Here is a 24,970-nt window from a genome sequence, read left to right as displayed (position 1 = left end):
CCATGGCCTACCAAGTGCTGTTTAAGGTGATGACGATCTTGGGCATGTGTTTGGTAGGCGTTGGGACAGTGCTGCTGTGGCGGGGAAGTCCAAGCGGTTATGCGCCTAGTGCGCTTATGAATGACTCACTGTTAAACGAACTCAAGAGAAGTAACCGGCGCATGTTGCATAAGCAATGGCTGGCGATATCCCTGATTGTGATTGGGACTGTTTTGCAGTTTCCCACAGTTATCATGGGGTGAGCTGACGGTTATTGAATTTTACGAGAAGGATGGTCATGTCAGGACAGTCTTTGCCTTCCGCGCAGCCGGTGGAAATCCAGCTGCACCAAGTATCCAAACTGCTGGAAATCGCTTTCGACGACGGCGCCCGCTTCGAGCTGTCCTGCGAATACCTGCGCGTCTACTCCCCGTCGGCGGAAGTGCGCGGCCATGGCGTGGGCCAGGAGAGGCTGCAGACCGGCAAGCAGCACGTCGGCATCACCGCGCTGGAGCCGGTTGGCCATTACGCCTTGAAGATCACTTTCGACGACGGCCACGACAGCGGCCTTTACAGCTGGACCTATCTATACGAGCTGGGCGCCAAGCGCGACCAGTATTGGCAGCAATATCTGGACAAGCTCGCCGCCGCCGGCGCGAGCAGGGAGTGAGCATGGAAAAGAGCACGCATTTCGGTTACAAGACCGTGGCGGAGGGCGAGAAGGCCGGCAAAGTGGCCGAAGTCTTCCACTCGGTGGCCAGCAAGTACGATGTGATGAACGACCTGATGTCCGGCGGCCTGCACCGGGTGTGGAAGCATTTCACGCTGACCACCTCCGGCGTGCGCGCCGGCGACAAGGTGCTGGATATCGCCGGCGGCACCGGCGACCTGTCGCGCGGCTGGGCCAAGCGCGTCGGCAAGAGCGGCGAAGTGTGGCTGACCGACATCAATAGCTCCATGCTGACCGTGGGCCGCGACCGCCTGCTGGACGAAGGCGTGATCCTGCCGGTGTCGCTGGCCGACGCCGAGAAGCTGCCCTTCCCGGACAATTATTTCGACGCGGTGTCGGTGGCCTTCGGCCTGCGCAATATGACGCACAAGGACGCGGCGCTGAAGGAAATGTGTCGGGTGCTGAAGCCGGGCGGCAAACTGTTCGTGCTGGAATTCTCCAAGGTGTGGAAGCCGCTGTCGCCCATCTACGATTTCTATTCCTTCAAGGCACTGCCGGTCATGGGCAAGCTGGTGGCGAACGACGCCGACAGCTACCAATACCTGGCCGAATCCATCCGCATGCATCCGGATCAGGAAACCCTGAAGCAGATGATGCTGGACGCGGGTTTCGGCAAGGTGGACTACCATAATCTCTCCGGCGGCGTTGTTGCGCTGCACAAGGGCGTCAAGTTCTGATGCCAGCCGAGCTGGCGGCGCGTTTGGCCGAACTGGGCATCGATCCCGCCATCCTGCAAGCGCGCGGGCTGGAGGTCCATGCCGAGCCGGCCGAGCTGGCGGTGGCGGAAACCAATGCCGAGGGGCGCGAGTTTCTGCTCACGCCCGCGGCGGCGGCGGCCTGGACGGCGATGCGGCGCGCCGCGGAGGAAGAGGGCGTGGAGATTTTCCTGTTGTCCGCTTTCCGCAGCGTGGCGCGGCAGCATGAGATCGTCGCCGCCAAGCTGGCGCGCGGCCTGAGCCTGGAGCAGATTCTGCAGGTCAGCGCCGCGCCGGGCTTCAGCGAGCACCACAGCGGCTGCGCCGTCGATATCGGCGCGCCGGGATCGGAGCCGCTGGAAGAAGCGTTTGAAACCACCGCCGCCTTCGCCTGGCTGAACCGCCGCGCCGCGGCTTTCGGCTTTCATCTGAGCTATCCGCGCGGCAATGCCAGCGGCTATCTGTACGAGCCCTGGCATTGGCGCTGGCGGGCATAGCGGGAGGAAACACATGGCGCTGACCATCGCCGCCTTCAACCATCTTTTGAACCAGCATCCGGCGCGCCGCGCCGAGCTGGCGCTTCATGTCGGCCGCCGCGTGGCCATCGCGCTGCCGCCCTTGCATGTGGCCGGCGTGATTACCGAGGAAGGCTGGCTGGCCGCCTGCGAAGGCGAGCCGGAGGCGCGGCTCAAGCTGCGCCACGGCGCGGTGCTGGCGCATTTGTCCGGCCAGGACTTGCAGATGTCGGACATCGCCCTGGAAGGCGACAGCGAGCTCGCGTCTGCGCTGGGCCGCATCGTCGGCCAGTTGCAATGGCATGCCAGCGAAGACCTGTCGCGGGTGTTCGGCGACGTGGCGGCGCAGCGCATGGAAACCTTGGCGCGCGGCCTGTTCGGCTTCAAGGGCCAGCTGGCGTTCCGTCTGGCCGACGGCTGGATCGAGCACCTGCGCGAGGAGGCCCCCTTGCTGGCGGGCCGCAATCAGGTGCATGGCTTCGTCGCCGGCGTGGATAGCCTGCGCGACGACGCCGGCCGGCTGGAAAAGCGGCTGGCGCGGCTGGAAGCCGCTCTCAACAATAAACAGAACTCCTAAACCTGACGGACTTATGTCGATATCGCGTTCGCTGAAGATAGTTGCCACCCTGTACCGTTACGGTCTGGACGATTTCCTGCAAGGGCATTCCAAGCTCGCCTTCCTGCACCGCCTGTTCGGCCTGTGCCCGGTCCGCCGCGACACCTCGGCGCCGCTGCCGCAGCGGGTGCGCTTGGCGCTGGAGAGCCTGGGGCCGATCTTCGTCAAGTTCGGCCAGGTGTTGTCCACCCGCCGCGACCTGCTGCCGCCGGAGTACGCCGAAGAGCTGGCTTTGCTGCAGGATAGGGTGCCGCCTTTCGACGGCGAAATCGCCCGCGACGTGGTGGAGCGCAGCCTGGGCCGCAAGGTGGGCGAGCTGTTCGTCGATTTCGATCTGAAGCCGGTGGCCAGCGCCTCGGTCGCCCAGGTGCACAAGGCCTGGCTGCGGCAGCCGGATGGCAGCCGCGGTCGCGAGGTGGCGGTCAAGGTATTGCGTCCCGGCATCCAGCCGGTGATCGAACAGGATCTGTCCTTGATGCGCACGCTGGCCGGCTGGGTGGAGAGACTGTTCGCCGACGGCAAGCGCCTGAAGCCGCGCGAGGTGGTGGCCGAGTTCGACAAATATCTGCACGATGAGCTGGACATGATGCATGAGGCGGCCAACGCCTCGCAGCTGCGCCGCAACTTCAAGGGCTCGGACATGCTGATCGTGCCCGAGGTGTTCTACGATTATTCCAGCCGCGAAGTGCTGACGCTGGAGTGGATGCACGGCATCCCGGTGGGGCAGATAAACCGGCTGCGCGAGGCGGGCGTGGATTTGAAGAAGCTGAGCCGTTTCGGCGTGGAGATCTTCTTCACCCAGGTGTTCCGCCACGGCTTCTTCCATGCCGACATGCACCCGGGCAATATCTTCGTCGCCGCCGACGGCCGCTATATCGCGCTGGATTTCGGCATAGTCGGCAGCCTCACCGAGACCGACAAGCATTATCTGGCCGTCAACTTCCTGGCCTTCTTCAATCGCGACTACCACCGCGTGGCCACCGCCCACATCGAGTCCGGCTGGGTGCCCAAGGATACCCGCGCCGAGGAGCTGGAGGCTGCGGTGCGCACCGTGTGCGAGCCCATCTTCGAGAAGCCGCTGAGCCAGATCTCGTTCGGCATGGTGCTGCTGCGCCTGTTCGAAACCAGCCGCCGCTTCAATGTGGAAATCCAGCCGCAGCTGGTGTTGCTGCAGAAGACCTTGCTCAATATCGAAGGGCTGGGCCGCCAGCTGGACCCGGAGCTGGACCTGTGGGACACCGCCAAGCCTTTCCTGACCAAGTGGATGAATGAGCAGATCGGTTGGCGCGGCATGTTGCGCACGCTGAAGAACGAAGCGCCGCAATGGGCCACCACGCTGCCGACGCTGCCGCGCAAGCTGCACGACACGCTGAACTCGGCCAAGACGGATCTGCTGGTGGAGGGCTATATCCACCTGATGCGCGAGCAGAAGCGGCAGAACTTCCTGCTCTTGCTCATCGCCATCTTGCTGGCCGCGCTGCTGGCCAAAACCCTGCTGTAGGGCGGATGCCGCCGCTGGCGGGCGATCCGCCGTGCGTGTTGTCCACGCCGCAAGCCGCCCCCGCCGGGCGGCTTTTGTTTGCGCGGGGCGATCCGCCATTTGTTTCAGCTATGCCCCTGGCCGCTCCTTTCGAGCGGCTTTTTTCTTGCGTTTCGCGGCGGGAAATCGGCTTCCGCCCCACGGCCAGAATGATGGCAAAGGCGTGCCATGGCATGCGCATGGAGGGGCTTGGGTAGGGGAGGGAAAGTCGGCACCTGTGGCGGAAAATGATTTTGGAATCAGGCGATTGACATGTTTTGGCCATGGCATGGTGCTAATTATCGGCAAGCGCGTCTTGTGGCGGCGAAAATGCGGTAATCTTGGCGAAAAATACCACTAATAAGGAGCAGCTTATGTTAAGCCGCAACGCGGCGGTGCCGCGGATCGTGATCGTCGGGGGCGGGGCAGGGGGCCTGGAACTGGCCACTCGGCTGGGACGCACGCTGGGGGCGCGCCATCGAGCGCAGATCGTGCTGGTGGATGGTTCGCCCACCCATATCTGGAAACCGTTGCTGCATGAGGTGGCCACCGGAGCCTTGAATACCGGCGAGGACGAGGTGAACTACTTTGCCCATGGCTATCGCAACGGCTATGACTTCGAGTTCGGCTATATGCAGGGCCTGGACCAGAAGCGCCGCACCATCCGATTGTCGGCCATTCTGGGCCGCGACGGCCTGCCGCTGAGCCCGGCGCGCGAGATCGCTTACGATTGGCTGGTGATCGCCGTCGGGGCCGAGGCCAATGATTTCGGCACGCCCGGCGTGGCGGAGCACGCGATGTTCCTGAACACGCCCAATGACGCCGAGAAGCTGCGCCATCGCGTGCTGGAGCAGGCCTTCCGCGCCAGCAGCGGCGAAGAGCCGGCGCGCGCGCTGTCCATCGCCATTGTCGGCGGCGGCGCCACCGGCGTGGAATTGGCGGCGGAGCTGAATCACACCATGTGCGAGCTGCACCATTACGGCGCGCGTTTGCAGCCGGAGCGGGTGAAGATCAGCGTGATCGAGGGCGCTGAGCGCATTCTGGCCGCCGCGCCGCCGACGCTGTCGGCTTATGCCGAGGAGCAACTGGCCGGCAAGCGCATCAATGTGCTGACCAAGAGCCTGGTGGCGGAGGTGACGGCCGACGGCGTGATGCTGAAAGACGGCCGCAAGGTGGACGCAGACATCACCGTCTGGGCGGCCGGCGTCAAAGCGCCGGGCTGGCTGGCGGGGCTGGATGGCCTGGAAACCAACCGCGTCAACCAGCTGGTGGTGGACACTCGCCTGCATTGCGCCGGCGGCGACTGCGTCTACGCGATGGGCGATTGCGCCGCCGCGCCGGACGGCGACAGCGGCCGCATGCTGGCGGCCACCGCCCAGGTGGCGCACCAGCAGGCGCGTTATCTGGCTGACGAGCTGGCGCGCCGCCTGGATGACAAGCCGGCAAGGCCCTTTGTGTTCAAGCCGCAGGGCATGATGGTGTCGCTGGGCAAGCATACCGCGGTGGGTAGTCTGGCGGCGGTGGTGGGACCCAAGCGCGATTATCACGTGGAAGGCCGCGGCGCCAAGTTGATCTACGCCTCGCTGTACCGCATGCATCAGGCGGCGGTGCATGGCTGGGTGCTGGCGGTGCTGCTGTTCATCGGCGACAAGCTGCGCCGCGCCGCGAGGCCGGCGCTGAAGCTGCATTAGGCTTAGACCGCAGACATGGAATGACGGCCATCCGCCTTGCGCGCGATGGCCGTTTTTTTGGCATGTTTGTGAAAATAAAACAAGCAAATGGCATGAGCAATGCTTTGTCCCAGCTTGACCCCGGGCGCGCTTTCTTTGATGCTGGCAGCCCTGGCAATCGGAGCGGACGGCGATGAAGGTGGAGTTGGGGCGATGGTTGGATGAAAGGCCTTTGGGCGGCTTTCAGATTCGGCTGTCGCTGATGTGCGGGCTATGCGCCATTCTGGATGGCTTCGATCTGCAGGCAATGGCCTATGCGGCGCCGTCTTTGCGGCAACTGTGGCATCTGGAGAGCGAGGCCTTGGGGCCGATGCTGAGCGCGGGTTTGTTGGGGCTGCTGCTGGGGGCTTTGCTGTCCGGCGCGCTGTCGGACCGCATCGGCCGTCGTCCGGTATTGCTGTGTTCCACGCTGCTGTTTGCCGGCGGAATGCTTTGCTGCGCCAGAGCGGATTCTTTGTGGCAGTTGCTGGGCTGGCGTTTGGCGACGGGGCTGGGGCTGGGCGGGGTGTTGCCGAACGCGGTGGCGCTGGTGGGCGAGTACAGCCCGGCGCGGCGGCGAGCCAGTCTGACCATGCTGATTTCCGGATGTTTTACCGTGGGCGGCCTGTTGGGCGGCTTGCTGTCGGCCTGGCTGATTCCGGCATACGGCTGGCGCTGGGTGTTTTGCGTGGGCGGCGTGCTGCCCTTGCTGCTGTGGGCATGGATGTTGCGCGAGCTGCCCGAGTCGGCCAAGTGGTTGCTGCTGCGGGGGCGGGCTGAGGCGGCGGCGCATTGGCTGCGGCGGATGGAGCCCAAGCTGCCGGCCGATGTGGAATGGGCGCAGGAAGAGCGGCCGGAGCCAAGAGGCGCGGTGCGCGCCTTGTTCCAAAACGGCCGGGCGCGGCGAACCATCATGCTGTGGCTGCTCAGCTTCATCAATTTGATCGTTCTGTATTTTCTGACCAGCTGGATGCCTTTGCTGCTGCATACCCAAGGCTTATCCCTGCACTATGCCTTGCTGGCCAGCAGCATGCTGCAACTGGGCGGCGTGGCGGGGACTTTCGAGCTGGGATACTGGATGGACCGCCGCGGTTTCGAGGGCATACTGACAGTGTGTTTTCTCGGCGCGGCGCTCAGTTTCTGGCAGCTGGGCATGATTGAGGACCAGGCGCCCTGGCTGTTCGTGGTGTTGTTCTGCGCCGGTTATTTCATCATCGGCGCGCAGCCGGCGCTCAATACCTTGGCGGCCGGCGCCTACCCTACCAATTTAAGGGCGACCGGCGTGGGCTGGAGTTTGGGCATAGGCCGCATCGGTTCGGTGCTGGGTCCCAGCCTGGGCGGCGCGGCGATAGGCGCGGGCTGGAACGCCGCGGCCTTGTCCTGCGCCCTGGTTTCGCTGGCGGTGCTGCTGGCGGCCCTGGCCTGGGCGTATCGCCAGGCCGGGGAGCAAACCGGGGCTTAGATGGCCAGCAGGGCGGCGACGACGCGGCGGTCTTCTGCCAGCAGGATGTTGAAGGTGCGGCAGGCGGCCTGGGTGTCCATGCATTCGAAGCCGATGCCGGCCTGGGTCAGCGCGGCGTATAGCTTGGGATGCACGAAGCGCTGGTTCAGGCCGGAGCCGAACAGCACCACTTCCGGCTGCAGGGCCAGCAGCGCGTCGAAATGTTCCGCGCCCAGGCTGGCGATATCCGCGGCCGCCCAGGATTGGATGGCGTCGGAGCTGACGATCAGGTTGCCGTCGTGGCGCTGGCCATTGATCAGCACATGGCCGGGACCATAGCCGGTGAACAGGTTTTTGCCTTGCCCGGAAGCTTGATGCATTTTCATTCGGGATGACTCCAAAAAGCGGCGGTGTGAGGCGTCTGCGCGGGCGCTGGGCGGCCCTCGTGCAGCGTACCAAATATTGGGATAGGATTATACCCAGACCCCGGACCGGCGCGACCCTCACGTGAGCGTGGTTTGACGCGCCGGCCGGCAACGACAAGAGATCACATGAAACAACCACACCGCCAACGCAACGCCGTCGCCTCCGGCGGGCGGCCAGAAACGGAAGCCGCCGCCGCCATGCAGCCAGTCCATAAATCGCAGAAACTCGCCAACGTCTGTTACGACATCCGCGGCCCGGTGCTCGAGCACGCCAAGAAGATGGAAGACGAGGGGCACCGCATCATCAAGCTGAACATCGGCAACCCGGCGCCGTTCGGTTTCTTCGCCCCGGACGAGATCATCGAGGACGTGATCGTAAACCTGCCGGCGGCTTCGGGCTATTCGGACTCCAAGGGCCTGTTCGCCGCGCGCAAGGCCATCATGCACTACGCGCAGCAAAAGCATCTGCCCAATGTGGCGATGGACGACATCATCATCGGCAACGGCGTGTCCGAGCTGATCGTGATGGCGATGCAGGCGCTGCTGGACAACGGCGACGAGGTGTTGGTGCCGGCGCCGGATTATCCGCTGTGGACCGCGGCGGTGAGCCTGGCCGGCGGCAAGGCGGTGCATTATGTCTGCGACGAAGAGCAGGGCTGGTTCCCCAGCATCGCCGACATCCGCGCAAAGATCACGCCGACCACGCGCGCCATCGTCATCATCAACCCGAACAATCCGACCGGCGCGGTGTATCCGCCCGAGCTGCTGAAGCAGATCGTCGACGTGGCGCGCGAGCACCAGCTGATCATCTACGCCGACGAAATCTACGACAAGGTGTTGTACGACGAGGTCAAGCACACTTCCATCGCCTCCTTGGCGGCGGACTTGTTCGTGGTGACGCTGAACGGCCTGTCCAAAAATTACCGCGCCTGCGGCTACCGCGCCGGCTGGATGATCCTGTCCGGAGAAAAAAAGCACGCCAAGGACTATATCGAAGGCCTGAACATGCTGGCCTCGATGCGCTTGTGCGCCAACGTGCCCTCGCAATTCGCCATCCAGACCGCCTTGGGCGGCTACCAGAGCATAGAAGACCTGGTGGCGCCGAGCGGCCGCCTGGCGCGCCAGCGCGATCTGGCCCACAAGCTGTTGACCGAGATTCCCGGCGTCAGCTGCGTCAAGCCGCAGGGCGCGCTGTATTTGTTCCCCAAGCTTGATCCCAAGATCTATCCGGTCGCCGACGACCAGCAGTTCATCCTGGAGCTGCTGCAGCAGGAGAAAGTGCTGCTGGTGCAGGGCTCGGGCTTCAACTGGATTGCGCCCGATCACTTCCGCGTGGTATTCCTTCCCAACTCGGATGATCTGATCGAGGCCATCGGCCGCATCGCGCGCTTCCTGGAAAGCTACCGCAAGCGTCACGGCAGCGCAGAGTAAGTTTGAATGCGGCGGCGGGGGACACTCCGCCGCCGCCGGCAGGTTCCGAGGACCGCCCGGACAGGAAGCGCCTGTCCAGACGGCCTTCGGCCGGAATAAAAACCAGGGACTAAATGGAGATGTAGCATGAAACCGATCAATATCGGCCTGATGGGCGTCGGCACCGTCGGCGGCGGCACCGCCACTGTGTTGAAACGGAACGCCGGCGAGATCACCCGCCGCGCCGGCCGCGAGATCCGCCTGATCCAGGCGGCCAACCGCGATGTGGCCAAGGCCAAGGCGGCCTTGGGTCCGGATGTGCCGGTGGTGGACGACGCGCTGCAGATCGTCAACAACCCCGAAGTGGACATCGTGGTCGAGTTGATCGGCGGCGACACCATCGCCAAGGAGCTGGTGCTGAAGGCCATTGAAAACGGCAAGCACGTGGTGACCGCCAACAAGAAGCTGCTGGCGCTGCACGGCACCGAAATTTTCGCCCGCGCCCAGGAGAAGGGCGTGATGGTGGCCTTCGAGGCGGCCGTGGCCGGCGGCATCCCCATCATCAAGACGCTGCGCGAAGGCCTGGCGGCCAACCGCATCGAATGGATCGCCGGCATCATCAACGGCACCTCCAACTTCATCCTGACCGAGATGCGCGACAAGGGCGCCAGCTTCGCCGACGTGCTGGCCGAGGCGCAAAAGCTGGGCTATGCCGAGGCCGACCCGACTTTCGACATCGAAGGCCATGACGCCGGCCACAAGCTGACCATCATGGCGGCGCTGGCCTTCGGCATCCCGATGCAGTTCGACCAGTGCTATCTGGAGGGCATCAGCAAGCTGGACGGCCGCGACATCCGCTATGCCGAAGAGCTGGGCTACCGCGTCAAGCTGCTGGGCCTGACCCGCCGCACCGACGCCGGCGTGGAGCTGCGCGTGCACCCGACGCTGATTCCGGAAAGCCGCCTGATCGCCAACGTCAACGGCGTGATGAACGCGGTGCTGGTCAAGGGCGACGCGCTGGGCCCGACGCTGTACTACGGCGCCGGCGCCGGCGCTTTGCCGACCGCCTCCGCCGTGGTGGCGGACATCGTCGACGTCACCCGCCTGCTGACATCGGACCCGGAACACCGGGTGCCGCATCTGGCTTTCCAGCCGGATCAGTTGCAAGATCTGCCGATTCTGCCTATCGATGAAGTGGTCAGCTCGTATTATCTGCGCATCGGCGCCATCGACCGCGCCGGCGTGCTGGCCAATATCACCCGGCTGCTGGCCGAGAACGGCATCTCGATCGAGGCCTTGATCCAGAAGGGCTCGGTGTCCGACGGCACCGCCGAAGTGGTGATTCTGACCCATCGGGTGCAGGAGAAGGCGATCAAGCGCGCCATCGCCGGCATCGAGGCGCTGGACAGCGTGGCCGGCAAGGTGGTGCGCTTGCGCATGGAAGAATTGAATGACTAAATCGCTGCAAGCCGGCTTGTACGCCGCGCTGCTCTCCGGAATGGCCGCCGCCACGCCCTTGAGCCCAGGCCAGCATCAATTGCTGCAAGGCTTCCTGATGCGCGGCTGTGTCAAGCGGACGCCGGCTTCGGACGGGGCGGGGCAGCCCGGCAATGAGCAGGTGCAGCGTTATTGCCAGTGCGCCAGCGAGAAACTGGCCAACACCTTCAGCGCGGAAGAGGTGATGGGCGTGCTGACCGGCCAGATCAAGAAAGACGATCCGCGCGGCAAGAAGCGCTTGAAGGAGGCTTCGGCCGCCTGCGCCCAATATCTGGAAACACAGCAATGAACTATGTCAGTACCCGCGGCGGCATGGCGCCGCTGCCGTTTTGCGAAACCGTATTGATGGGCTTGGCCCCCGACGGCGGCTTGCTGCTGCCGGCCAGCTATCCCAGGATAGACCGCGCCGCCCTGGACGCCTGGCGCGGCCTGAGCTATGCCGAGCTGGCTTTCGAGATCATCCGCCTGTTCGCCGACGATATTCCGGAGGCCGACCTCAAGGGCATCGTCGAGCGGGCCTATCGCGCCGAAGTGTTCGGCAGCGAGGCCATCACGCCGATCAAGCGCCTGCGCGACGGCTTGGCCATTCTGGAGCTGTCCAACGGCCCGACGCTGGCCTTCAAGGACATGGCGATGCAGTTTCTCGGCCAGTTGTTCGAGTATGTGCTGGACCAGCGCGGCGAGACGCTGAATATCCTGGGCGCCACCTCCGGCGATACCGGCTCCGCCGCCGAATACGCGATGCGCGGCAAACGCAGCATCAATGTATTCATGCTGAGCCCGGACGGCAAGATGAGCGCCTTCCAGCGCGCGCAGATGTACAGCCTGCAAGACGAAAACATCCATAACATCGCCATCCAGGGCATGTTCGACGATTGCCAGGACATCGTGAAGGCGGTGCAGAACGATCATGGCTTCAAGGCCCGCCACAAGATAGGCACGGTCAACTCGATCAACTGGGCGCGCGTCGTCGCCCAGGTGGTGTACTACTTCAACGGCTATTTCCGCGCGACGCAAAGCAATGACGAAACCGTCAGCTTCTGCGTGCCGTCCGGCAACTTCGGCAATGTCTGCGCCGGCCACGTGGCGCGGCAGATGGGCTTGCCGATCGAGCGCCTGATCGTCGCCACCAATGAAAACGACGTGCTGGACGAATTCTTCCGCACCGGCCGTTACGCGCCGCGCGGCAGCGATCGCACCTATGTCACCTCCAGTCCGTCGATGGATATTTCCAAAGCGTCCAATTTCGAGCGCTTCGTGTTCGATCTGATCGGACGCGACGCCGAAGAGGTGAAGCGCCTGTGGTCGGCGGTGGATGCCGGCTGGGGCTTTGAGCTGGGCGAGGAGACGATGCGGCGGGTGAGCGAGGAGTTCGGCTTTGTCTCCGGCGCCAGCGCGCACGCGGATCGCATCGCGACGATACGACGGGTGGACGCCGAGGACGGCGTGGTGGTGGACACCCACACCGCCGACGGCATCAAGGTGGCGCGCGAGCTGCGCCGCGAAGGCGAAAACCTGGTGTGTCTGGAAACTGCGCTGCCGGCCAAGTTCGCCGAAACCATACGCGAGGCGCTGGACCGCGATCCGCCGCGGCCGGCCGGTTTTGAGGCGCTGGAATCGTTGCCGCAGCGCGTGGTGACTTTGCCGGCCGATGTCGAGCAGGTCAAGGCGCTGGTGGAGAAGGCGCTGGCTTGAGCCTGAGTTGCGGTGACGGCCGCGCTGATGGCGTTTGGATAGAGTGAAAGAAAACAGGCTCCGCATGCGGAGCCTGTTTCATTTGACGCAAGCGGATCAGAACGACACGGCGACGCCGATATTGCCGCCGGTCTGATTGCCGCCATTGCGGCCGCTGGTGGCGGTCAGCTGGCCGTAGGCGGTCACGCTTTTGCTGAAGTTGGCGCTGACGCCGGCAGTCCATTCCATCCAGTTGCTGCCCGGCTTGCCCAGATTGGTGGTCCAGTCGCCTACGGTGCTGGTCAGGCCAGCGGTCACGGTGCGGTCGTTCTGGTCGAACTCGTGCGCGTAGCTCACCTTGGCGTAGGGGCTGTATTGGCCGACGGTGGCATCCAGCTGCCAGCCGACGCGGCCGACCATGGAGCTCAGGTTCTGGCTGCCGAAGATCATGCTGCTGCTGTTGCCGCTTTGTTCGGCGAAACCGTTCACGCGCACGTGGGCCAGATCCAGGCCAGCCACCGGACCGGTGGTGATGTTGCCGTATTGCAGCTTGTAGCCGGCGCCGATGCGCAGGCCATACTGGGTCTGGCGGGTGGTGCCGTTATTGCTGACCGTGGTCGGACCCAGCGTGGTGACGCGGCTGGTGTCCACATCGCCGGAGCCGACGTGGAAGTCGCCATCCACCCAGAATTTGTCCTGGTTGTAGCTGATCAGGCCGGCCATCAGGGTGGAGCGGTCGTTCAGCGTGCCCGGGGTGCCGGAGCTGGCGACATCGGTCTTGCCCTGCTGTTGGGACATGGATACGCCGATGCTCAGCGCCGGCGTGGCCTGGAAGTCGATGCCGACCGTGTAGAGCTGGCCCTTGGGTTTGGCGGCCAGGCCGTTGAAGCCGACCTTGTCCTGATTGAAGGCGCCATCGACAAAGGCGCTGACCGTGCCGACCGCGCGCTGTTGGGAGCGGATGGCCTGGTAGCGGGCATCCAGCGCGCCGCCCAGCTGGCGGGCGTTGTTCAGCGCCGAATCCGGCATGGCGGCGGCGTAGTAGGGGGCTTGCAGCAGGCCGTAGACGTAGTCGCCGATGATCTGGCTGGCTTGAGGCGAGGGGTGCAGGCCATCGCTGAAGATATAGGTCTGGCCATTGTTGTAGGCGGAGGGCACGCACTGCGGATTGATGGCGCTGTCGGCGCAGATGGAGCCGAAGATATTGCTGAAGCCGTACTTGCCTGGATTGGCGGCGATTTCCGTCAAGAGCCCAGCTACATTCGCGCGGACGATATTATGCTGCGAACCATTGCTGACCAATAGGTTATCAACCTGGCTATTGAATAGCGTGGTCAGCTGTTGGGCGCCGCTAGTCGAGGCGCTGTAGTTGCTGCTCAGCGAACTGATGGCGTCGCTTACGCCCATGGCTGCATTGGCTTGCTGGATGGCGGCTGCGACGACGGTGGTCTGGTTGCTTTGATTCAGATTCGCGTTGCTAATCGTCAACCAAGCCGCGCCGACGGCCTTCTGGATGTATTGGGTGGGCGTCAAGCCGTTCAACAGGGCAGGATTGGCTGTCGCCAGGGTCTGAGCGGTTGTGGCTACGATTTGGTACAACAGCGCCGAGGTGCTGCTCAGATTCGGCACATTGGGCACAATGACGGTTTTCGCGCCGGCATTGACCAGCGCCTGCACTTGCGCGGCCGCCGCATTGGCTGACGCGGTGGTGAAGGTGATGGCGGCCGTATTGGTTTTATCCACGGAAGCGGTGGCGGCGGCGGCGGCGATATCATTGCCGCCTATCCAGACGGAGTACACCGCGTTCGGATCGGCTTTGCCGCCGGTTGCCTTCAGATAGTTGGCGACTTGATCGCTGGATTCCAGAATCTGGGTGTTCGAGCTGGCATCCACGCCGTATTGCTCAATCGACGGCGATGAAATGCCCAGCTGGCTCATCAGCCCGATGGCCTGTGCGTAGGGGAGCGCGATGGCGCCGCCTTGGGCGAAGTTGTTGCCATTGCTGGAAGTGTTGTTCGGATTGCTCGGATTATTGGCTACCGAAGTCAAACCATAGTGGGTGGAGAGGATGGAGGTCCAGTTGGGCGCATAGCCGCTGGTCCAATGGGCGCCTTTCGGCAGTGTGCCGTATTGCGAGTTCAGGCCGCCAAAGGCGCCGATATCGGACAGACTGTCGCCAAAGTAGTAGATATTGCTATAGGCATGGGCTGCTGCGGGCAGGGCCAGAGCGGTGGCCAGGGCAAGGGCTTTGAAGCGGTTGCGCATCGATTCCTCCTCGTTTGATTACGAGTATGTTAATGTATTATTTAGGTTTCAGAGTCTAAGCTCTATTCAAACGATTATTCGAATATTGTTCCTCCTTGTCAATCCATGCCTCATCCGCGCGCGCTTGCGTTAAAATGAAGCGATGAAGACGCGAGTGACGTATTTGTTATGCGCCATGCTGGCGTTGCCTGCCTGGGCAGGGGGCGTGCAGGATTTGTCGCAGCTGGAAACGCTGGCGAGCCAGTTTCTGCAGCGCGAGCTGTCGATGCGCTCCGCCACCTGGAAACTAGGCAAGCTAGACAGACGGCTGGCGGTGCCCAGCTGCGACGCGCCCAAAGCCGACTGGGCCAACCCGGCGGTGACGACGGGAACGACGGCTGTGGCGCTCTCCTGCCCCGCGCTGGGGTGGTCGTTGCGGATTGCCGCAACCATCAATGAGAAGAGGATGGGGGTTGTGCTGAGCCGCGCCATGGCGCCGGGCGAAACCGTCGGCGCGGGCGATGTCCGCATGGTCGATATCGCCAATCCCGCCTTGGCGGGCAATGTGCTAGCCGACGCCAGCCAAGCGGTGGGGCAGGTGATGCGCACCGGCGCGCCGGCCGGCGCCTGGGTGCGCAACTTCATGGTGCGCGCGCCCTATCTGGTGCGCAGCAACCAGCAAGTGAAGGTGTTGGCTCAAGGAGACGGTTTTTCTGCCGAGGCCGAGGGGCAGGCTCTGGGCAATGGCGTATTGGGCGACCAAATCACCGTCAGATTGGCCAATGGCCGGGTGGTGCGCGGCACCGTGCAAGCCGATGGCAGCGTAGTCGTGGTTTTTTAGTTCGCATCAGCGATAAAAAATATTCAAGGGACTGTTTTTTCGACCGATAATAGGATCAGTCGAGTTAAGCAACGGGAAGTCAGGCCATGAAAATTGACAATTCGGGCAAGCTGTCGGGAACCTACAGCGCGCCAAGCAAGACCTCCGCCCGTGCGCCGTCCAGCTCGTCCAGCAGCGCCGCCTCCAGCGACAGCGTCCAGATCAATTCCCTGGCCAGCAAGCTCAGCGCCATCGGAAATGATCCGGGCAACCAGCAACCGTCGTTCGATGCGGCCAAGGTGGAGTCGATCAAGTCGGCCATCGCCAATGGCACTTTCAGCATCAATGCGGATAAGATAGCGGACGGGCTGATCTCATCGGCCCAGGAATTGCTGAACAGTTGAGCGCGGCGCTTGGCGCCGGGCAGGTAGAAGTGAGCCCATGCCAGTCGTAGAAGAATTTTCCTCCCTATGCCGGGCCGAGTCCGAACTCGTGTCTCGGCTGATTGCGCTTCTGGAGCAGGAACAACAGTTCTTGATCCAGGGCGATGACCTCAAACTCGCGCCTTTGGCGGACAGCAAGAGCGAAGTGCTGGATCTGCTGGCCGCGCAGTCGGCCAAGCGCGGCGAACTGATGCGATCTTTCGGCGTGCAAGACCGCGATACGCTGTATATCTGGCTTGCCGACAAGCCGGCGGCTTGCGAGGCCTGGATGCAGTTGGAGGATCAGGTCAGCCGCGCCCAGAGCATCAATCTGCTCAATGGCCAGTTCGTCCATCAGAAGCTGGAGCGCGTCGAAGAGTCGCTGACGGTGCTGCGCGAGGCGGCCTCCGCCACGCTGGGCTATGGGCGCGACGGCGAGCGTCCGGAGCTGGTGACCGGGCGGCGTTTTCTGGGCTCGGCCTGACCCGCCGTTCGGGTTTGTTCCCGTGAAACGGCGGGGGCGGTGTGGTCTTTTCTCTGGGCAGGGCTGCGGCACAAGTGGGCGCGGACCTGCCTTTATGGTATCTTCCCCTGCGATTCCCGAAAAACGCATCCAGAATCCATGACCCTGATTTCCTTGATCTTAGCCTTGGCGTTGGAACAATTGCGGCCGCTTGGCAATCGCAACCGGGTGTGGCTGCTGTTCACCCGCTATGCCAATCAGTTGGAACGCAATCTGAACGCCGGCGCCGAGCGCCATGGCGTGTTGGCTTGGTTCGCGGCGATTGCCCCGGTGCTGCTGCTCAGCCTGCTGCTGTTTTACTCGCTGAAGGCGGCGAGCCCGGTGTTGGCTTTGGCGCTGAATGTGTTGGTGTTGTATCTGACGATGGGCTTCCGCCATTTTTCCAGCGCCTATTCCGAGATTTCGCAAGCCTTGGCCGAAGGCCGCGATCTGGATGCCCGGATCGCGCTGGCGAACTGGACTGGACAGCCGACGGCGGAATTGTCGGTAGGGGAGATTTCCCGGCTGGCGATCGAGCAAGGCATTCTGGACAGCTATCGCCATGTATTCGGAACCATGTTCTGGTTCGCCGTGTTGCCGGGCCCTTCGGGCGCCTTGCTCTATCGCCTGGGCAGCATGCTCAACCAGAAGTGGGGCAATAGAAGCGGGGAGGAGGATCCCTTTGGCTTGTTCGCCTCCAGAATGGCTGCCTGGCTGGATTGGATTCCGGTGCGCCTGACGGCGGCGGCATTCGCGGTGATGGGCGATTTCGAGGATGCGATCTATTGCTGGCGCTCCCAGGCGCGCGCTTGGGGAAATTACGCCAATGGGATCTTGCTGGCTTCGGCTGCGGGCGCTCTGGGCGTGAAGCTGGGCGATCCGCTGCGGCAGGATTATTCCTTGAAGTACCGGCCGGAGCTGGGCCTGGGCGACGATGCCGATTCCAGCCACCTGAAAAGCGCGGTCGGTTTGGTGTGGCGCTCTGCGCTGCTATGGCTGGCGGTGACGCTGTTGATCAGCCTCGCCAGTCGCATGGGTTGAGCGTTGAGCTGCCCTTTAACGAGATTTTGGGCCGCGCTGCGGCCCGTTTAGACATATTCAGGGCGCGTTGGCGCGAAGCGCAACGTGCCCTTTCCCTATTGCAGGAGTGAATTACATGTTGTTTTCCGAACTCGGTTTGTCGCCGGAAATCCTGCGCGCCATTGAAGAGCAGGGGTATAGCCAGCCGACGCCGATCCAGGAGAAGGCGATTCCTCTGGTCCTGTCCGGCCGCGACTTGCTGGCCGCCGCGCAAACCGGCACCGGCAAGACCGCCGCGTTCATGCTGCCCATTCTCGAACGGCTGAAAAAGTTCGCCAATACCAGCGTATCGCCGGCCATGCACCCCATCCGCGCGCTGGTGTTGTCGCCGACCCGCGAGCTGGCCGACCAGATCGGCGTCAATGTGCAGAGCTACACCAAGTATCTGCCGCTGCGCGCCACCACCGTCTTCGGCGGCGTCAATATGGACCCGCAAACGCAGGAATTGCGCCGCGGCGTGGAAATCCTCATCGCGACGCCGGGCCGTTTGCTGGATCATATCCAGCAAAAGACCGTGCAACTGAACAAAGTGGAAGTGCTGGTACTGGACGAAGCCGACCGCATGCTGGACATGGGCTTCATCCAGGACATCCGCAAAATCATGGGCATGCTGCCCAAAGAGCGCCAGACGCTGCTGTTCTCGGCCACCTTCGCGCCCGAGATCAAGCGCTTGGCGGCGGATTTCATGCATACGCCGCAGACGGTGGAAGTGGCGCGCCAGAACGCGACCAATGACCAGGTCGAGCAGCTGGTGTTCCAGGTGGACAACTTCAAGAAGCGCCAACTGCTGGCCCACTTGATCCGTTCGCGCGAGATGAGCCAGGTCATCGTGTTCTGCAAGACCAAGATCAGCGCCGATCAACTGGCCCGCGATCTGAAGCGCGAAGGACTGGATGCCGAAGCCATCCACGGCGACAAGACGCAAGGCGCGCGGCTGGAAACGCTGGCGGCCTTCAAAGAGGGCACCCTGCGCGTGCTGGTGGCCACCGATGTGGCGGCGCGCGGCCTGGATATTTCCGAGCTGCCCTATGTGGTGAACTTCGAAATGCCGAATTCGCCGGAAGACTATGTGCACCGCATCGGCCGTACCGGCCGCGCCGGCGCCAAGGGCGTGGCGATTTCCCTGATGTGTCCGGACGAAACCCGCCAGCACGAGGCGATCGAGAAGCTGACCAAGCAGACCTTGACGCCGCAAAGCGTCGATGGCTTCTGGCCGTCCTGGCTGCCGCGTCCCAAGCCGGCGATGCGTGAACAGCCTGTCGCCGCTGCGTCTTCTTCCGAGGGCTTGAAGCAAGCTCGCCCTGGCCGCCGCAGCCGCAAGGCCAAACGCGAAGTGCCGGCCTTATTGCTGCCTCCGCGCTACAAAGTCGAGTTCGTCCGCTAAATTCATTAACAAAATAGACGATAGGCGTAAAGTTGTCGTCGAAGGGATATTCTGGCCGGTTTCGTCATGACGCTGGCCGATATCTTAAAGAAAGCATCACCATGGCCCGGGCCGGTGGTGCTTTTTTATTGGATGGCTCCTTGCCGGCAGGCTATGCGCGGGCTTAGGCATCTGCTCATCTGCGCCAATCCGGTTATGCTTTTAGCATGCCCAATGGGCTGGTCATGCAAAAGGAGAACAAAACGATGAAGAAACAGCTGATTTATGCATTGAGCGCCGGCGGCGTGATGCTGGGCGCGAGCGCCGTAGCTCATGCCGAACAGTTGCAAATGGCCGCCGAGCCGACGCTGAGCAGCCACGGCAGCGCGCTGCTGGTGAAGAAGCTTGATGCGGCGAAGGACTATGAGCGTTTGGCGCAGCTGCGCACGCTGGCGCACGGTAGCGCCATCCACTGCAATATTCCAAACTGCCTGGTTTGCGGCGGCTATCAGCGGTTCGCCCCGTCTTCTTCGCTGTAAGACGTGCTGGCGTAGCGGATGCGCAATGAACAAGCGCCCCAAATGGGGCGCTTTGTCATGGGCGGCGCAGGGCGTGCCGGCAGCTGTCAGAGGAGCAAGGCTGCGCTCAGACCGCCTCGTCCTGTCTTTGCGGCAGGCTGGCGATATCTCGCACCGGCGTGCCGGCGTCGCGCTTGGCGTCGGCGCGGCGGAATTGCTCGCGGACTTCTTGCGCCAGCATGAACGGCGTGTCCGCTGGCCAGCCTTCGCGCCAGGTGCTGATGGCCAATGGCTCTCTAAGGGGGGCCTGGCTGATGGAGTAGGCTTCGAACTGCCAGAGCGCGGCCATCGATGCGGCGATCAGCCACAAGCCATGGCGTATGGTGCGTTTGGTGATTGTCATGGTCCATGCTAGACCATGGCGCGGTCGTTAAGTTTCCCTGCTGGCTTATCCCGCCATCGGCAAACGGTGCGGATGATAGAGCCCAGCCGGATCGATATGGGTCATCACATCCAGGACCGGGTGCTGATTCAGCACTCTTTGCTGCGCGTCTTCGCTGATGGCGTGCGCTTCGAACACATTCATCTTGCCGTCCACCTCCAGATGCACGTCCACCTGGATCAGATCGCCCATCTTGCGGGTGCGCAAATCATGGATGCCGGACACGCCGGGCGTGGCGAGCAGGGTTTGCCGGATGGCGGCGATGTCGTCTTCGCTGGCGGCGCGGTCCATCAGGTCATGCATGGCGTCCCAGGCGAAACGCCAGCCCATGCGGCCCACCAGCAGCCCCACCACCAGCGCGGCCACCGGGTCCAATATCGGATAACCCATCAGATTGCCCGCCACGCCGGCGGCCACCACCAAGGACGAGGCGGCATCGGAGCGCGCATGCCAGGCATTGGCCACCAGCATGCTGGAACGCACCCGCTGCGCGGCGGCCAGCATGTAGCGGAACAAGGTTTCCTTGGCGATCAGCGCCAGGCCGGCAATCCATAAGGCCAGCGAATGCACCGAGGGGATCTCGCCGGGATGGATGAACTTGTTGGCGGCCGAATACAGCATGCCGACGCCTACCGCCAGCAGCAGCAGGCCCAGGACCAGGGATGCGGCGTTTTCGTAGCGCTGATGGCCGTATTGATGGTCGCTGTCCGGCCCTTTGCTGCTATGGCGTCCCGCCAGCAAGACCACAAAGTCGGAAACGAGATCGGACAAGGAATGGATGCCGTCGGCGATCAAGGCGGAGGAGTGGGACCAAAAACCGGCCGCCACCTGCAGCGTGGACAGAACGATATTGACCGCCACGCTCACCAGCGTGCTGACGCGCGCCGCGCGTTGCCGTTCCGGGGTGTCCAGTTCTTTTGCGTCATGATGCGGGTGGGTGTGCATGTCGGTTTCCTGTCGTGAGGCGTTATTCTCCCATTATTTTGGCTATCAGTCATTAAATATTGATTGCAAAACTAAATTATAATGAAAACGAGAATGAGCTGCAGAGTCCTTGTTGATATCAGGGATTAACGCAGCCTCGAAGCGAGATACAAGAGATAGGCCAAGGCCATCAAGACCAGCGTGCCGCTCAGCCAGCACAGAAAATGGCCGATCAGCTGCCAGGCTTTCGGGCGCTGGCTATGCCATTCCCGCCAGACTTGGCGACGCTCGCGTGGATCGAACAGCAGCTGCCAGCCGTGCAGGGTGATGTCGGCCCAGCGTTCGGGGCCATGCCGCAATTGTTCGCGGTCGAGATGAAAAGAGAAGGGTGGATGCAATTTCATGGCCGTTCCTCAAGACCGTCGTGGCCTCTCTTTAGGATTAGCAGATTGCGTGCCGCTTGCCGGTATAATCGGGGAATGAACACCTCTAGCCTCCCTCCGTTCGCCGGTTTGACGCCGGACGTCATTCTCGATGCCGTGGAAAGCCTGGGCCTCAGGGCCAGTGGCAGCCTGCTGGCGCTCAATAGTTACGAAAACCGCGTTTACCAGCTCGGCCTGGATGAAGGCGCGCCGCTGGTGGCCAAGTTCTATCGGCCCGCGCGCTGGAGCGACGCAGCCATCCGCGAGGAGCATACCTTTTCCTTGCAATTGGCCGAGCGCGAAATTCCAGCGGTGCCGCCGCTCGTCTTTGGCGGCGAAACGCTGCACGCCCATGCCGGTTTCCGCTTCGCCTTGTTTGAGAAGCGCGGCGGCCGGGTGCCGGAACTGGATCGCGATGACACCTTGCAGTGGATAGGCCGTTTCCTTGGCCGCATCCATGCCTTGGGCAAAACCGAAAGCTATGCGCATCGCCCGCGGCTGGATCTGGACAGTTTTGGCCGCGAGCCGCTGGATTTCATCCTGAAGCAAGGCTTGCTGCCGCCTGAGCTGGAAACGGTGTATCGCGGCGTGGCCGAGCAGGCCTTGCAGGGCGCGGCCCGTTGTTATGAACGCGCCGGCGCGGTGGAGACGCTGCGGCTGCATGGCGATTGCCATGTCGGCAATCTGCTATGGACCGACGCCGGCCCGCATTTCGTCGATTTCGACGATAGCCGGACCGGGCCGGCGGTGCAGGACTTGTGGATGTTGCTGTCCGGGGACCGCGCCGAGCAGTCGCGCCAGCTGGGCGAAGTGTTGGCTGGCTACGAGGATTTCTGCGAATTCGACCTGCGCGAGCTGAATCTGCTGGAGGCGCTGCGCACCTTGCGTTTGCTGCATTACAGCGCCTGGCTGGCCCGGCGCTGGGATGATCCGGCGTTTCCGGCGGCGTTTCCCTGGTTTGGCGGCACGCGCTACTGGGAGGAGCAAATCCTGGCGCTGCGCGAGCAGATCGCCTTGATGGACGAGCCGCCGCTGTGGTCTAACTGAGGTTTTCCTTGATCGTGGCCGCCGCCGGGGGCTCGGGCTTTTGCCTGGCCCAAGCCAGGAAGTCCGCCGCCGGCATAGGCCTGGCGATGTGAAAGCCTTGTCCCAAGTGGCAGCCTCGCTCGGCCACCAGTTGATAGTCTTCCGGGCTTTCTATGCCTTCCGCCACGGTGGCCAATTGCAGGCGGCGCGCCATTTCGATGATGCTGTTGAAGACTGCGATCAGATGCGGCTTGCCGGAGATGCCGGTGACCAGCGACTGGTCGATCTTCAATTCGGTGAAGGGAAAGCGGGTGAGTTGCTGCAGGGTGGCGAAGCCGGTGCCGAAATCATCCACCGACAAGCCCAGGCCCGCCAGCCGCAAACGCACCGCGCAGCCGATGGCGTGCGCCAGATTGTCCACGATGGCGGTTTCCGTCACTTCGAAGATGATATAGCGGGCGGGCACATTGCTGCCGCTCATATAGCGCTCGATTTCATCGACCAGCTCGTCGCCGCTCAAGGACAAGGCGGATAGATTCACCGATAAAGGCAGGCGCAGTCCCTGCCGCGCCCAGCTTTGCCATTGCTTCAGCCCCTGCTTGAGCATCAGCATGGTCAATTCCGTGGCCCAGCCTTGCTGCTCTATCACCGGAATGAAGCGGCCAGGGCCGATCACGCCGTGTTCGGGATGGTGCCAGCGGGCCAACATCTCCGCGCCCTTGATCCTGCCGTCGCTCAATTGCACTTTGGGTTGGTAGTAGGGCAGGATCTGGCCGTTCTCCAGGGCGGCTTTCACCTCTTGCGCCGGGCAGTGCTCAAGCGCTTGCTGAGCCTGGCGCGGCGTCCACACCCTTTGCAGCAAGTCCAGCAAGGGTTCGCGCCGCAATGGCTTTTGCAGGCCGCCCAGCACCGGCAGACCCAGTTCCCGCCCCATCAGCTCGACGGTGGAGATCAATAGATAATCCTTGCTGGAGAGGACGACGATGGGGACCGCCATCTCCAGCTTCGCCATTTGCTGCATCACTTGCACGCCGTCCTGGCGCGGCATTTCCAGATCCAGCAGCAACAGGCTGGGCGTTTGCTGCCGCACCATGGCCAGGCATTGAGTGCCGTCTTCCGCTTCGCGGACCGAGCCGGCGCCCAGCGTCTGGCAGAGCTCCACCGCGTGCCGCCGCTGCACCCGGCTATCGTCGACGACCAGGATGTCCTGGATATCCATCATCGGCATGGCGGCGTCCGTCAGCGGCAGATGGCCTTGGCTATCATTTCCAAAGCCATCACCTCGTCGGCGGCGCCCAGTTTGATCGCCTCCTTGGGCATGCCGAACACCACGCAGCTTTCCTCGTCCTGGGCGATGGTTTTGGCGCCGCAGTCATGCATTTCCTTCAAACCTTTGGCGCCGTCGTCGCCCATGCCGGTCATGATGATGCCCAGCGCGTTCTTGCCGGCGAACTTGGCGGCGGAGCGGAACAGCACGTCCACCGAGGGCTTGTGGCGGCTGACCAGCGGGCCGTCCACCACTTCCACTTGGTAGAAAGCGCCGCTGCGCTTCACCATCATATGCTTGCCGCCCGGCGCGATCAGCGCGCGGCCTGGCAGAATGCGGTCGCCGTTGCTGGCTTCCTTCACCTCGATCTGCGACAGGCTGTTCAGCCGCTCGGCGAAGGAGCGGGTGAATTTTTCCGGCATGTGCTGGACGATGGCGAGGCCGGGGCAGGTGCGCGGCAGCTCGGTCAGCACCGCTTCCAGCGCCTGGGTGCCGCCGGTGGAGGTGCCGATGGCGATGATGCGCTCGGTGGTGGCGAAGACATTGCTGCCGGTCGGCGCGGACAAGATGGCGTCGGCGGACAGCTTGGGCCGGGTTTCCAGATTGTGGGCCCCGGCGGCGGCGCCCGCCGCAGGGGCGGAGGGCGGGGCGCCCGAGGCCGAAGGCATGACCCTAACCCGGTTCATCCGCGCGGCCGCGGCGCTGCGCACCGCCATCACCAATTGGTTGGAGCTTTCTTCGAGGAAGCCCTTTACGCCGGCCACCGGTTTGGCGATGACCTCCACCGCGCCGGCCGCGAGAGCCTGCATGCTGATATCGGTGCCTTTCTGCGTCAGAGAGGAACAGATCACCACCGGCGTGGGGCGGGTCGACATCAATTGCTTGAGGAAGGTGATGCCGTCCATGCGCGGCATTTCCACATCCAGCACGATCACGTCCGGCCATTTGATCTTCATCTTGTCCATCGCCATATACGGATCGTTGGCGACATCCATCACCTCGATGCCGCTGGCTTCGTTGAATACCGCGGTCAAAACCTGCCTGACCACCGCCGAATCATCGACGATCATAACCTTGATGCTCATGTGCGCGTCCTCGTGTTTTTCTGCGGTATGGACTCCAGCTCCGCTTCCTGCGATTGTTTGATCCAGACGTTGCCGCTGGAAACGTCGAACAGCACCAGGCGCGGGCAGTTGCCGCCCAGATCCTCGGCCTGCAGCCGCAAGCCCAATTGCTTCACCATGGCCCGGGCCGCCTGGATATTGCGCGAGGGCACATCGTGGCTGAGCTTGCGCTCGCGGCTGAGCAGCATAGAGGCGCCGCCTATCAGCCGGACATGGAAATCCTGCAGTGCCAGGCCGCTGACCAGGATTTCGCGCAGCAGCAGCAACAGCGCTTCGTCGCCGTAGCGGCCGGACAGGCTCTCGCCGCGGCGCGTATTGCGCTGGGCCAGCAGGTAATGGCACATGCCCCCGACTTTGGCTTGCGGATGCCACAGGATGATGGACACGCAAGAGCCCAGTAGGGTGCGGATGCGGGTGCCGCTGCCGCCGAAATGCCAGTCGCCGGGGTGGAGGAAGACGGCGTCTCCTCCGGACTCGGCCGCGCCGCGGCTGTCTGCTGAGGAGGATGCCGCCGATAGAGCCGGCGGAGTGGGGGCCATGGCTATGCTTCCTTGTGCGGGCGCAGGGCGAAGTGTTGATCTGCGCGTAACTGTTTAAATCTAGTAC

Annotated in this window: 27 protein-coding genes; 19 read left to right on the top strand and 8 right to left on the bottom strand. The window is 63.2% G+C overall.

The annotated features are described in order from the left end of the window. Window positions 1–2: 2 nt before the first annotated feature. The 8 genes from NKT35_RS02935 (at window position 3) to NKT35_RS02900 (ending at window position 7,225) form a co-directional block, all read left to right on the top strand. The gene (locus NKT35_RS02935; protein WP_254298701.1) at window positions 3–242 is read left to right on the top strand and encodes a hypothetical protein; all 240 of its coding nucleotides are present in this window, start codon (window positions 3–5) and stop codon (window positions 240–242) included. Window positions 243–277: 35 nt separating this feature from the next. Continuing rightward, window positions 278–649, top strand: coding sequence for a gamma-butyrobetaine hydroxylase family protein (locus NKT35_RS02930; protein ID WP_254298699.1), 372 nt, complete (start codon window positions 278–280; stop codon window positions 647–649). 2 nt (window positions 650–651) lie between these two features. After that, window positions 652–1,386, top strand: coding sequence for a bifunctional demethylmenaquinone methyltransferase/2-methoxy-6-polyprenyl-1,4-benzoquinol methylase UbiE (gene ubiE / locus NKT35_RS02925; protein ID WP_254298697.1), 735 nt, complete (start codon window positions 652–654; stop codon window positions 1,384–1,386). After that, window positions 1,386–1,901, top strand: coding sequence for a M15 family metallopeptidase (locus tag NKT35_RS02920; protein WP_254298695.1), 516 nt, complete (start codon window positions 1,386–1,388; stop codon window positions 1,899–1,901). Before ubiE ends, NKT35_RS02920 begins: the two co-directional genes overlap by 1 nt. 13 nt (window positions 1,902–1,914) lie before the next feature. Continuing rightward, window positions 1,915–2,496 (top strand): ubiquinone biosynthesis accessory factor UbiJ, encoded by a 582-nt coding sequence (locus tag NKT35_RS02915; RefSeq protein ID WP_254298693.1) that lies wholly within the window; start codon window positions 1,915–1,917, stop codon window positions 2,494–2,496. Window positions 2,497–2,509: 13 nt separating this feature from the next. Then, on the top strand, window positions 2,510–4,036 hold the full coding sequence (gene ubiB / locus NKT35_RS02910; RefSeq protein WP_254298692.1) for a ubiquinone biosynthesis regulatory protein kinase UbiB: 1,527 nt from the start codon (window positions 2,510–2,512) through the stop codon (window positions 4,034–4,036). Window positions 4,037–4,428: 392 nt separating this feature from the next. Further along, window positions 4,429–5,745: an NAD(P)/FAD-dependent oxidoreductase gene (locus tag NKT35_RS02905; protein ID WP_254298690.1), complete on the top strand. Its 1,317-nt coding sequence runs from the start codon at window positions 4,429–4,431 to the stop codon at window positions 5,743–5,745. A 172-nt stretch (window positions 5,746–5,917) separates the two neighbouring features. Beyond that, window positions 5,918–7,225 carry an MFS transporter gene (locus NKT35_RS02900; RefSeq protein ID WP_254298688.1) on the top strand — a complete coding sequence of 436 codons (1,308 nt, stop codon included), beginning with the start codon at window positions 5,918–5,920 and terminating at the stop codon, window positions 7,223–7,225. On the opposite strand, the gene NKT35_RS02895 is transcribed toward NKT35_RS02900, so the two are convergent. Further along, window positions 7,222–7,590: an Mth938-like domain-containing protein gene (locus NKT35_RS02895; protein WP_254298686.1), complete on the bottom strand. Its 369-nt coding sequence runs from the start codon at window positions 7,588–7,590 to the stop codon at window positions 7,222–7,224. The genes NKT35_RS02900 and NKT35_RS02895 overlap by 4 nt on opposite strands. 237 nt (window positions 7,591–7,827) lie before the next feature. Between NKT35_RS02895 and NKT35_RS02890 the strand changes: the two genes are divergently transcribed. The 4 genes from NKT35_RS02890 to thrC all read left to right on the top strand — a co-directional run bounded on the left by NKT35_RS02890 (window position 7,828) and on the right by thrC (window position 12,231). Then, entirely contained in the window at window positions 7,828–9,060 is a 1,233-nt protein-coding gene (locus NKT35_RS02890; protein WP_254301336.1) for a pyridoxal phosphate-dependent aminotransferase, read from the top strand. A 126-nt stretch (window positions 9,061–9,186) separates the two neighbouring features. After that, a complete protein-coding gene (locus NKT35_RS02885) occupies window positions 9,187–10,497 on the top strand; it encodes a homoserine dehydrogenase (RefSeq protein ID WP_254298683.1) in 1,311 nt (436 codons plus the stop codon). Next, on the top strand, window positions 10,490–10,825 hold the full coding sequence (locus tag NKT35_RS02880; RefSeq protein WP_254298682.1) for a hypothetical protein: 336 nt from the start codon (window positions 10,490–10,492) through the stop codon (window positions 10,823–10,825). Before NKT35_RS02885 ends, NKT35_RS02880 begins: the two co-directional genes overlap by 8 nt. After that, on the top strand, window positions 10,822–12,231 hold the full coding sequence (gene thrC, locus NKT35_RS02875; RefSeq protein ID WP_254298681.1) for a threonine synthase: 1,410 nt from the start codon (window positions 10,822–10,824) through the stop codon (window positions 12,229–12,231). The genes NKT35_RS02880 and thrC overlap by 4 nt, the downstream gene beginning before the upstream one ends. 96 nt (window positions 12,232–12,327) lie before the next feature. Here thrC and NKT35_RS02870 read toward each other — a convergent pair whose 3' ends face one another. Beyond that, the gene (locus NKT35_RS02870; RefSeq protein ID WP_254298680.1) at window positions 12,328–14,475 is read right to left on the bottom strand and encodes an autotransporter outer membrane beta-barrel domain-containing protein; all 2,148 of its coding nucleotides are present in this window, start codon (window positions 14,473–14,475) and stop codon (window positions 12,328–12,330) included. Window positions 14,476–14,629: 154 nt separating this feature from the next. On the opposite strand from NKT35_RS02870, the gene flgA reads away from it, so the two are divergent. From flgA to NKT35_RS02840, 6 genes are all read left to right on the top strand, one after another. Beyond that, window positions 14,630–15,295 carry a flagellar basal body P-ring formation chaperone FlgA gene (flgA, locus tag NKT35_RS02865; RefSeq protein ID WP_254298678.1) on the top strand — a complete coding sequence of 222 codons (666 nt, stop codon included), beginning with the start codon at window positions 14,630–14,632 and terminating at the stop codon, window positions 15,293–15,295. Window positions 15,296–15,381: 86 nt separating this feature from the next. After that, on the top strand, window positions 15,382–15,678 hold the full coding sequence (gene flgM / locus NKT35_RS02860; protein ID WP_254298674.1) for a flagellar biosynthesis anti-sigma factor FlgM: 297 nt from the start codon (window positions 15,382–15,384) through the stop codon (window positions 15,676–15,678). A gap of 37 nt (window positions 15,679–15,715) precedes the next feature. After that, a complete protein-coding gene (locus tag NKT35_RS02855; protein WP_254298672.1) occupies window positions 15,716–16,180 on the top strand; it encodes a flagella synthesis protein FlgN in 465 nt (154 codons plus the stop codon). A 138-nt stretch (window positions 16,181–16,318) separates the two neighbouring features. Beyond that, window positions 16,319–17,239 (top strand): CobD/CbiB family protein, encoded by a 921-nt coding sequence (locus NKT35_RS02850; RefSeq protein ID WP_254298671.1) that lies wholly within the window; start codon window positions 16,319–16,321, stop codon window positions 17,237–17,239. A gap of 115 nt (window positions 17,240–17,354) precedes the next feature. After that, complete coding sequence (locus NKT35_RS02845; protein WP_254298669.1) at window positions 17,355–18,662, top strand: DEAD/DEAH box helicase; 1,308 nt, start codon at window positions 17,355–17,357, stop codon at window positions 18,660–18,662. Between the two features lie 245 nt (window positions 18,663–18,907). Beyond that, the gene (locus NKT35_RS02840) at window positions 18,908–19,180 is read left to right on the top strand and encodes a hypothetical protein (protein WP_254298668.1); all 273 of its coding nucleotides are present in this window, start codon (window positions 18,908–18,910) and stop codon (window positions 19,178–19,180) included. Window positions 19,181–19,286: 106 nt separating this feature from the next. Here NKT35_RS02840 and NKT35_RS02835 read toward each other — a convergent pair whose 3' ends face one another. The 3 genes from NKT35_RS02835 to NKT35_RS02825 all read right to left on the bottom strand — a co-directional run bounded on the left by NKT35_RS02835 (window position 19,287) and on the right by NKT35_RS02825 (window position 20,929). Then, entirely contained in the window at window positions 19,287–19,562 is a 276-nt protein-coding gene (locus tag NKT35_RS02835) for a hypothetical protein (RefSeq protein WP_254298667.1), read from the bottom strand. Between the two features lie 45 nt (window positions 19,563–19,607). After that, window positions 19,608–20,546, bottom strand: coding sequence for a cation diffusion facilitator family transporter (locus NKT35_RS02830; protein ID WP_254298666.1), 939 nt, complete (start codon window positions 20,544–20,546; stop codon window positions 19,608–19,610). A gap of 125 nt (window positions 20,547–20,671) precedes the next feature. Continuing rightward, window positions 20,672–20,929, bottom strand: coding sequence for a hypothetical protein (locus NKT35_RS02825; RefSeq protein ID WP_254298665.1), 258 nt, complete (start codon window positions 20,927–20,929; stop codon window positions 20,672–20,674). A gap of 75 nt (window positions 20,930–21,004) precedes the next feature. Here NKT35_RS02825 and NKT35_RS02820 point away from each other — a divergent pair, with 75 nt between their 5' ends. Further along, the gene (locus NKT35_RS02820) at window positions 21,005–21,994 is read left to right on the top strand and encodes a serine/threonine protein kinase (RefSeq protein ID WP_254298663.1); all 990 of its coding nucleotides are present in this window, start codon (window positions 21,005–21,007) and stop codon (window positions 21,992–21,994) included. On the opposite strand, the gene NKT35_RS02815 is transcribed toward NKT35_RS02820, so the two are convergent. From NKT35_RS02815 to NKT35_RS02805, 3 genes are read right to left on the bottom strand one after another with little or no spacing between them, the layout of a single operon-like run. Next, window positions 21,987–23,201 (bottom strand): EAL domain-containing response regulator, encoded by a 1,215-nt coding sequence (locus tag NKT35_RS02815; protein WP_254298661.1) that lies wholly within the window; start codon window positions 23,199–23,201, stop codon window positions 21,987–21,989. The two genes, NKT35_RS02820 and NKT35_RS02815, sit on opposite strands and share 8 nt — an antisense overlap. A gap of 11 nt (window positions 23,202–23,212) precedes the next feature. Further along, window positions 23,213–24,325: a protein-glutamate methylesterase/protein-glutamine glutaminase gene (locus NKT35_RS02810; protein ID WP_254298659.1), complete on the bottom strand. Its 1,113-nt coding sequence runs from the start codon at window positions 24,323–24,325 to the stop codon at window positions 23,213–23,215. Next, complete coding sequence (locus NKT35_RS02805) at window positions 24,322–24,903, bottom strand: chemotaxis protein CheD (RefSeq protein WP_254298657.1); 582 nt, start codon at window positions 24,901–24,903, stop codon at window positions 24,322–24,324. The genes NKT35_RS02810 and NKT35_RS02805 overlap by 4 nt, the downstream gene beginning before the upstream one ends. Window positions 24,904–24,970: the final 67 nt, after the last annotated feature.

Source organism: Chromobacterium sp. IIBBL 290-4, from assembly GCF_024207115.1.
In the GTDB taxonomy this organism is placed as follows: domain Bacteria; phylum Pseudomonadota; class Gammaproteobacteria; order Burkholderiales; family Chromobacteriaceae; genus Chromobacterium.
The sequence above is the reverse complement of the archived record's forward strand: the minus strand, read 5'-3'. Positions and strand labels throughout refer to the sequence as shown.

Excerpts from the sequence above, each read along its gene's own strand:
- NKT35_RS02920 (WP_254298695.1), top strand. The coding sequence starts at position 1,386 with ATGCCAGCCGAGCTGGCGGCGCGTTTGGCCGAACTGGGCATCGATCCC.
- NKT35_RS02845 (WP_254298669.1), top strand. The coding sequence starts at position 17,355 with ATGTTGTTTTCCGAACTCGGTTTGTCGCCGGAAATCCTGCGCGCCATT.
- NKT35_RS02825 (WP_254298665.1), bottom strand. The coding sequence starts at position 20,929 with ATGAAATTGCATCCACCCTTCTCTTTTCATCTCGACCGCGAACAATTG.
- NKT35_RS02840 (WP_254298668.1), top strand. The coding sequence starts at position 18,908 with ATGAAGAAACAGCTGATTTATGCATTGAGCGCCGGCGGCGTGATGCTG.
- NKT35_RS02895 (WP_254298686.1), bottom strand. The coding sequence starts at position 7,590 with ATGAAAATGCATCAAGCTTCCGGGCAAGGCAAAAACCTGTTCACCGGC.
- NKT35_RS02935 (WP_254298701.1), top strand. The coding sequence starts at position 3 with ATGGCCTACCAAGTGCTGTTTAAGGTGATGACGATCTTGGGCATGTGT.
- NKT35_RS02905 (WP_254298690.1), top strand. The coding sequence starts at position 4,429 with ATGTTAAGCCGCAACGCGGCGGTGCCGCGGATCGTGATCGTCGGGGGC.
- ubiB (WP_254298692.1), top strand. The coding sequence starts at position 2,510 with ATGTCGATATCGCGTTCGCTGAAGATAGTTGCCACCCTGTACCGTTAC.
- NKT35_RS02820 (WP_254298663.1), top strand. The coding sequence starts at position 21,005 with ATGAACACCTCTAGCCTCCCTCCGTTCGCCGGTTTGACGCCGGACGTC.
- NKT35_RS02885 (WP_254298683.1), top strand. The coding sequence starts at position 9,187 with ATGAAACCGATCAATATCGGCCTGATGGGCGTCGGCACCGTCGGCGGC.
- NKT35_RS02900 (WP_254298688.1), top strand. The coding sequence starts at position 5,918 with ATGAAGGTGGAGTTGGGGCGATGGTTGGATGAAAGGCCTTTGGGCGGC.
- NKT35_RS02805 (WP_254298657.1), bottom strand. The coding sequence starts at position 24,903 with ATGGCCCCCACTCCGCCGGCTCTATCGGCGGCATCCTCCTCAGCAGAC.
- NKT35_RS02830 (WP_254298666.1), bottom strand. The coding sequence starts at position 20,546 with ATGCACACCCACCCGCATCATGACGCAAAAGAACTGGACACCCCGGAA.
- NKT35_RS02815 (WP_254298661.1), bottom strand. The coding sequence starts at position 23,201 with ATGCCGATGATGGATATCCAGGACATCCTGGTCGTCGACGATAGCCGG.
- NKT35_RS02915 (WP_254298693.1), top strand. The coding sequence starts at position 1,915 with ATGGCGCTGACCATCGCCGCCTTCAACCATCTTTTGAACCAGCATCCG.
- NKT35_RS02810 (WP_254298659.1), bottom strand. The coding sequence starts at position 24,325 with ATGAGCATCAAGGTTATGATCGTCGATGATTCGGCGGTGGTCAGGCAG.
- NKT35_RS02880 (WP_254298682.1), top strand. The coding sequence starts at position 10,490 with ATGACTAAATCGCTGCAAGCCGGCTTGTACGCCGCGCTGCTCTCCGGA.
- ubiE (WP_254298697.1), top strand. The coding sequence starts at position 652 with ATGGAAAAGAGCACGCATTTCGGTTACAAGACCGTGGCGGAGGGCGAG.
- flgM (WP_254298674.1), top strand. The coding sequence starts at position 15,382 with ATGAAAATTGACAATTCGGGCAAGCTGTCGGGAACCTACAGCGCGCCA.
- NKT35_RS02850 (WP_254298671.1), top strand. The coding sequence starts at position 16,319 with ATGACCCTGATTTCCTTGATCTTAGCCTTGGCGTTGGAACAATTGCGG.
- thrC (WP_254298681.1), top strand. The coding sequence starts at position 10,822 with ATGAACTATGTCAGTACCCGCGGCGGCATGGCGCCGCTGCCGTTTTGC.
- NKT35_RS02855 (WP_254298672.1), top strand. The coding sequence starts at position 15,716 with ATGCCAGTCGTAGAAGAATTTTCCTCCCTATGCCGGGCCGAGTCCGAA.
- NKT35_RS02890 (WP_254301336.1), top strand. The coding sequence starts at position 7,828 with ATGCAGCCAGTCCATAAATCGCAGAAACTCGCCAACGTCTGTTACGAC.
- NKT35_RS02930 (WP_254298699.1), top strand. The coding sequence starts at position 278 with ATGTCAGGACAGTCTTTGCCTTCCGCGCAGCCGGTGGAAATCCAGCTG.
- NKT35_RS02870 (WP_254298680.1), bottom strand. The coding sequence starts at position 14,475 with ATGCGCAACCGCTTCAAAGCCCTTGCCCTGGCCACCGCTCTGGCCCTG.
- NKT35_RS02835 (WP_254298667.1), bottom strand. The coding sequence starts at position 19,562 with ATGACAATCACCAAACGCACCATACGCCATGGCTTGTGGCTGATCGCC.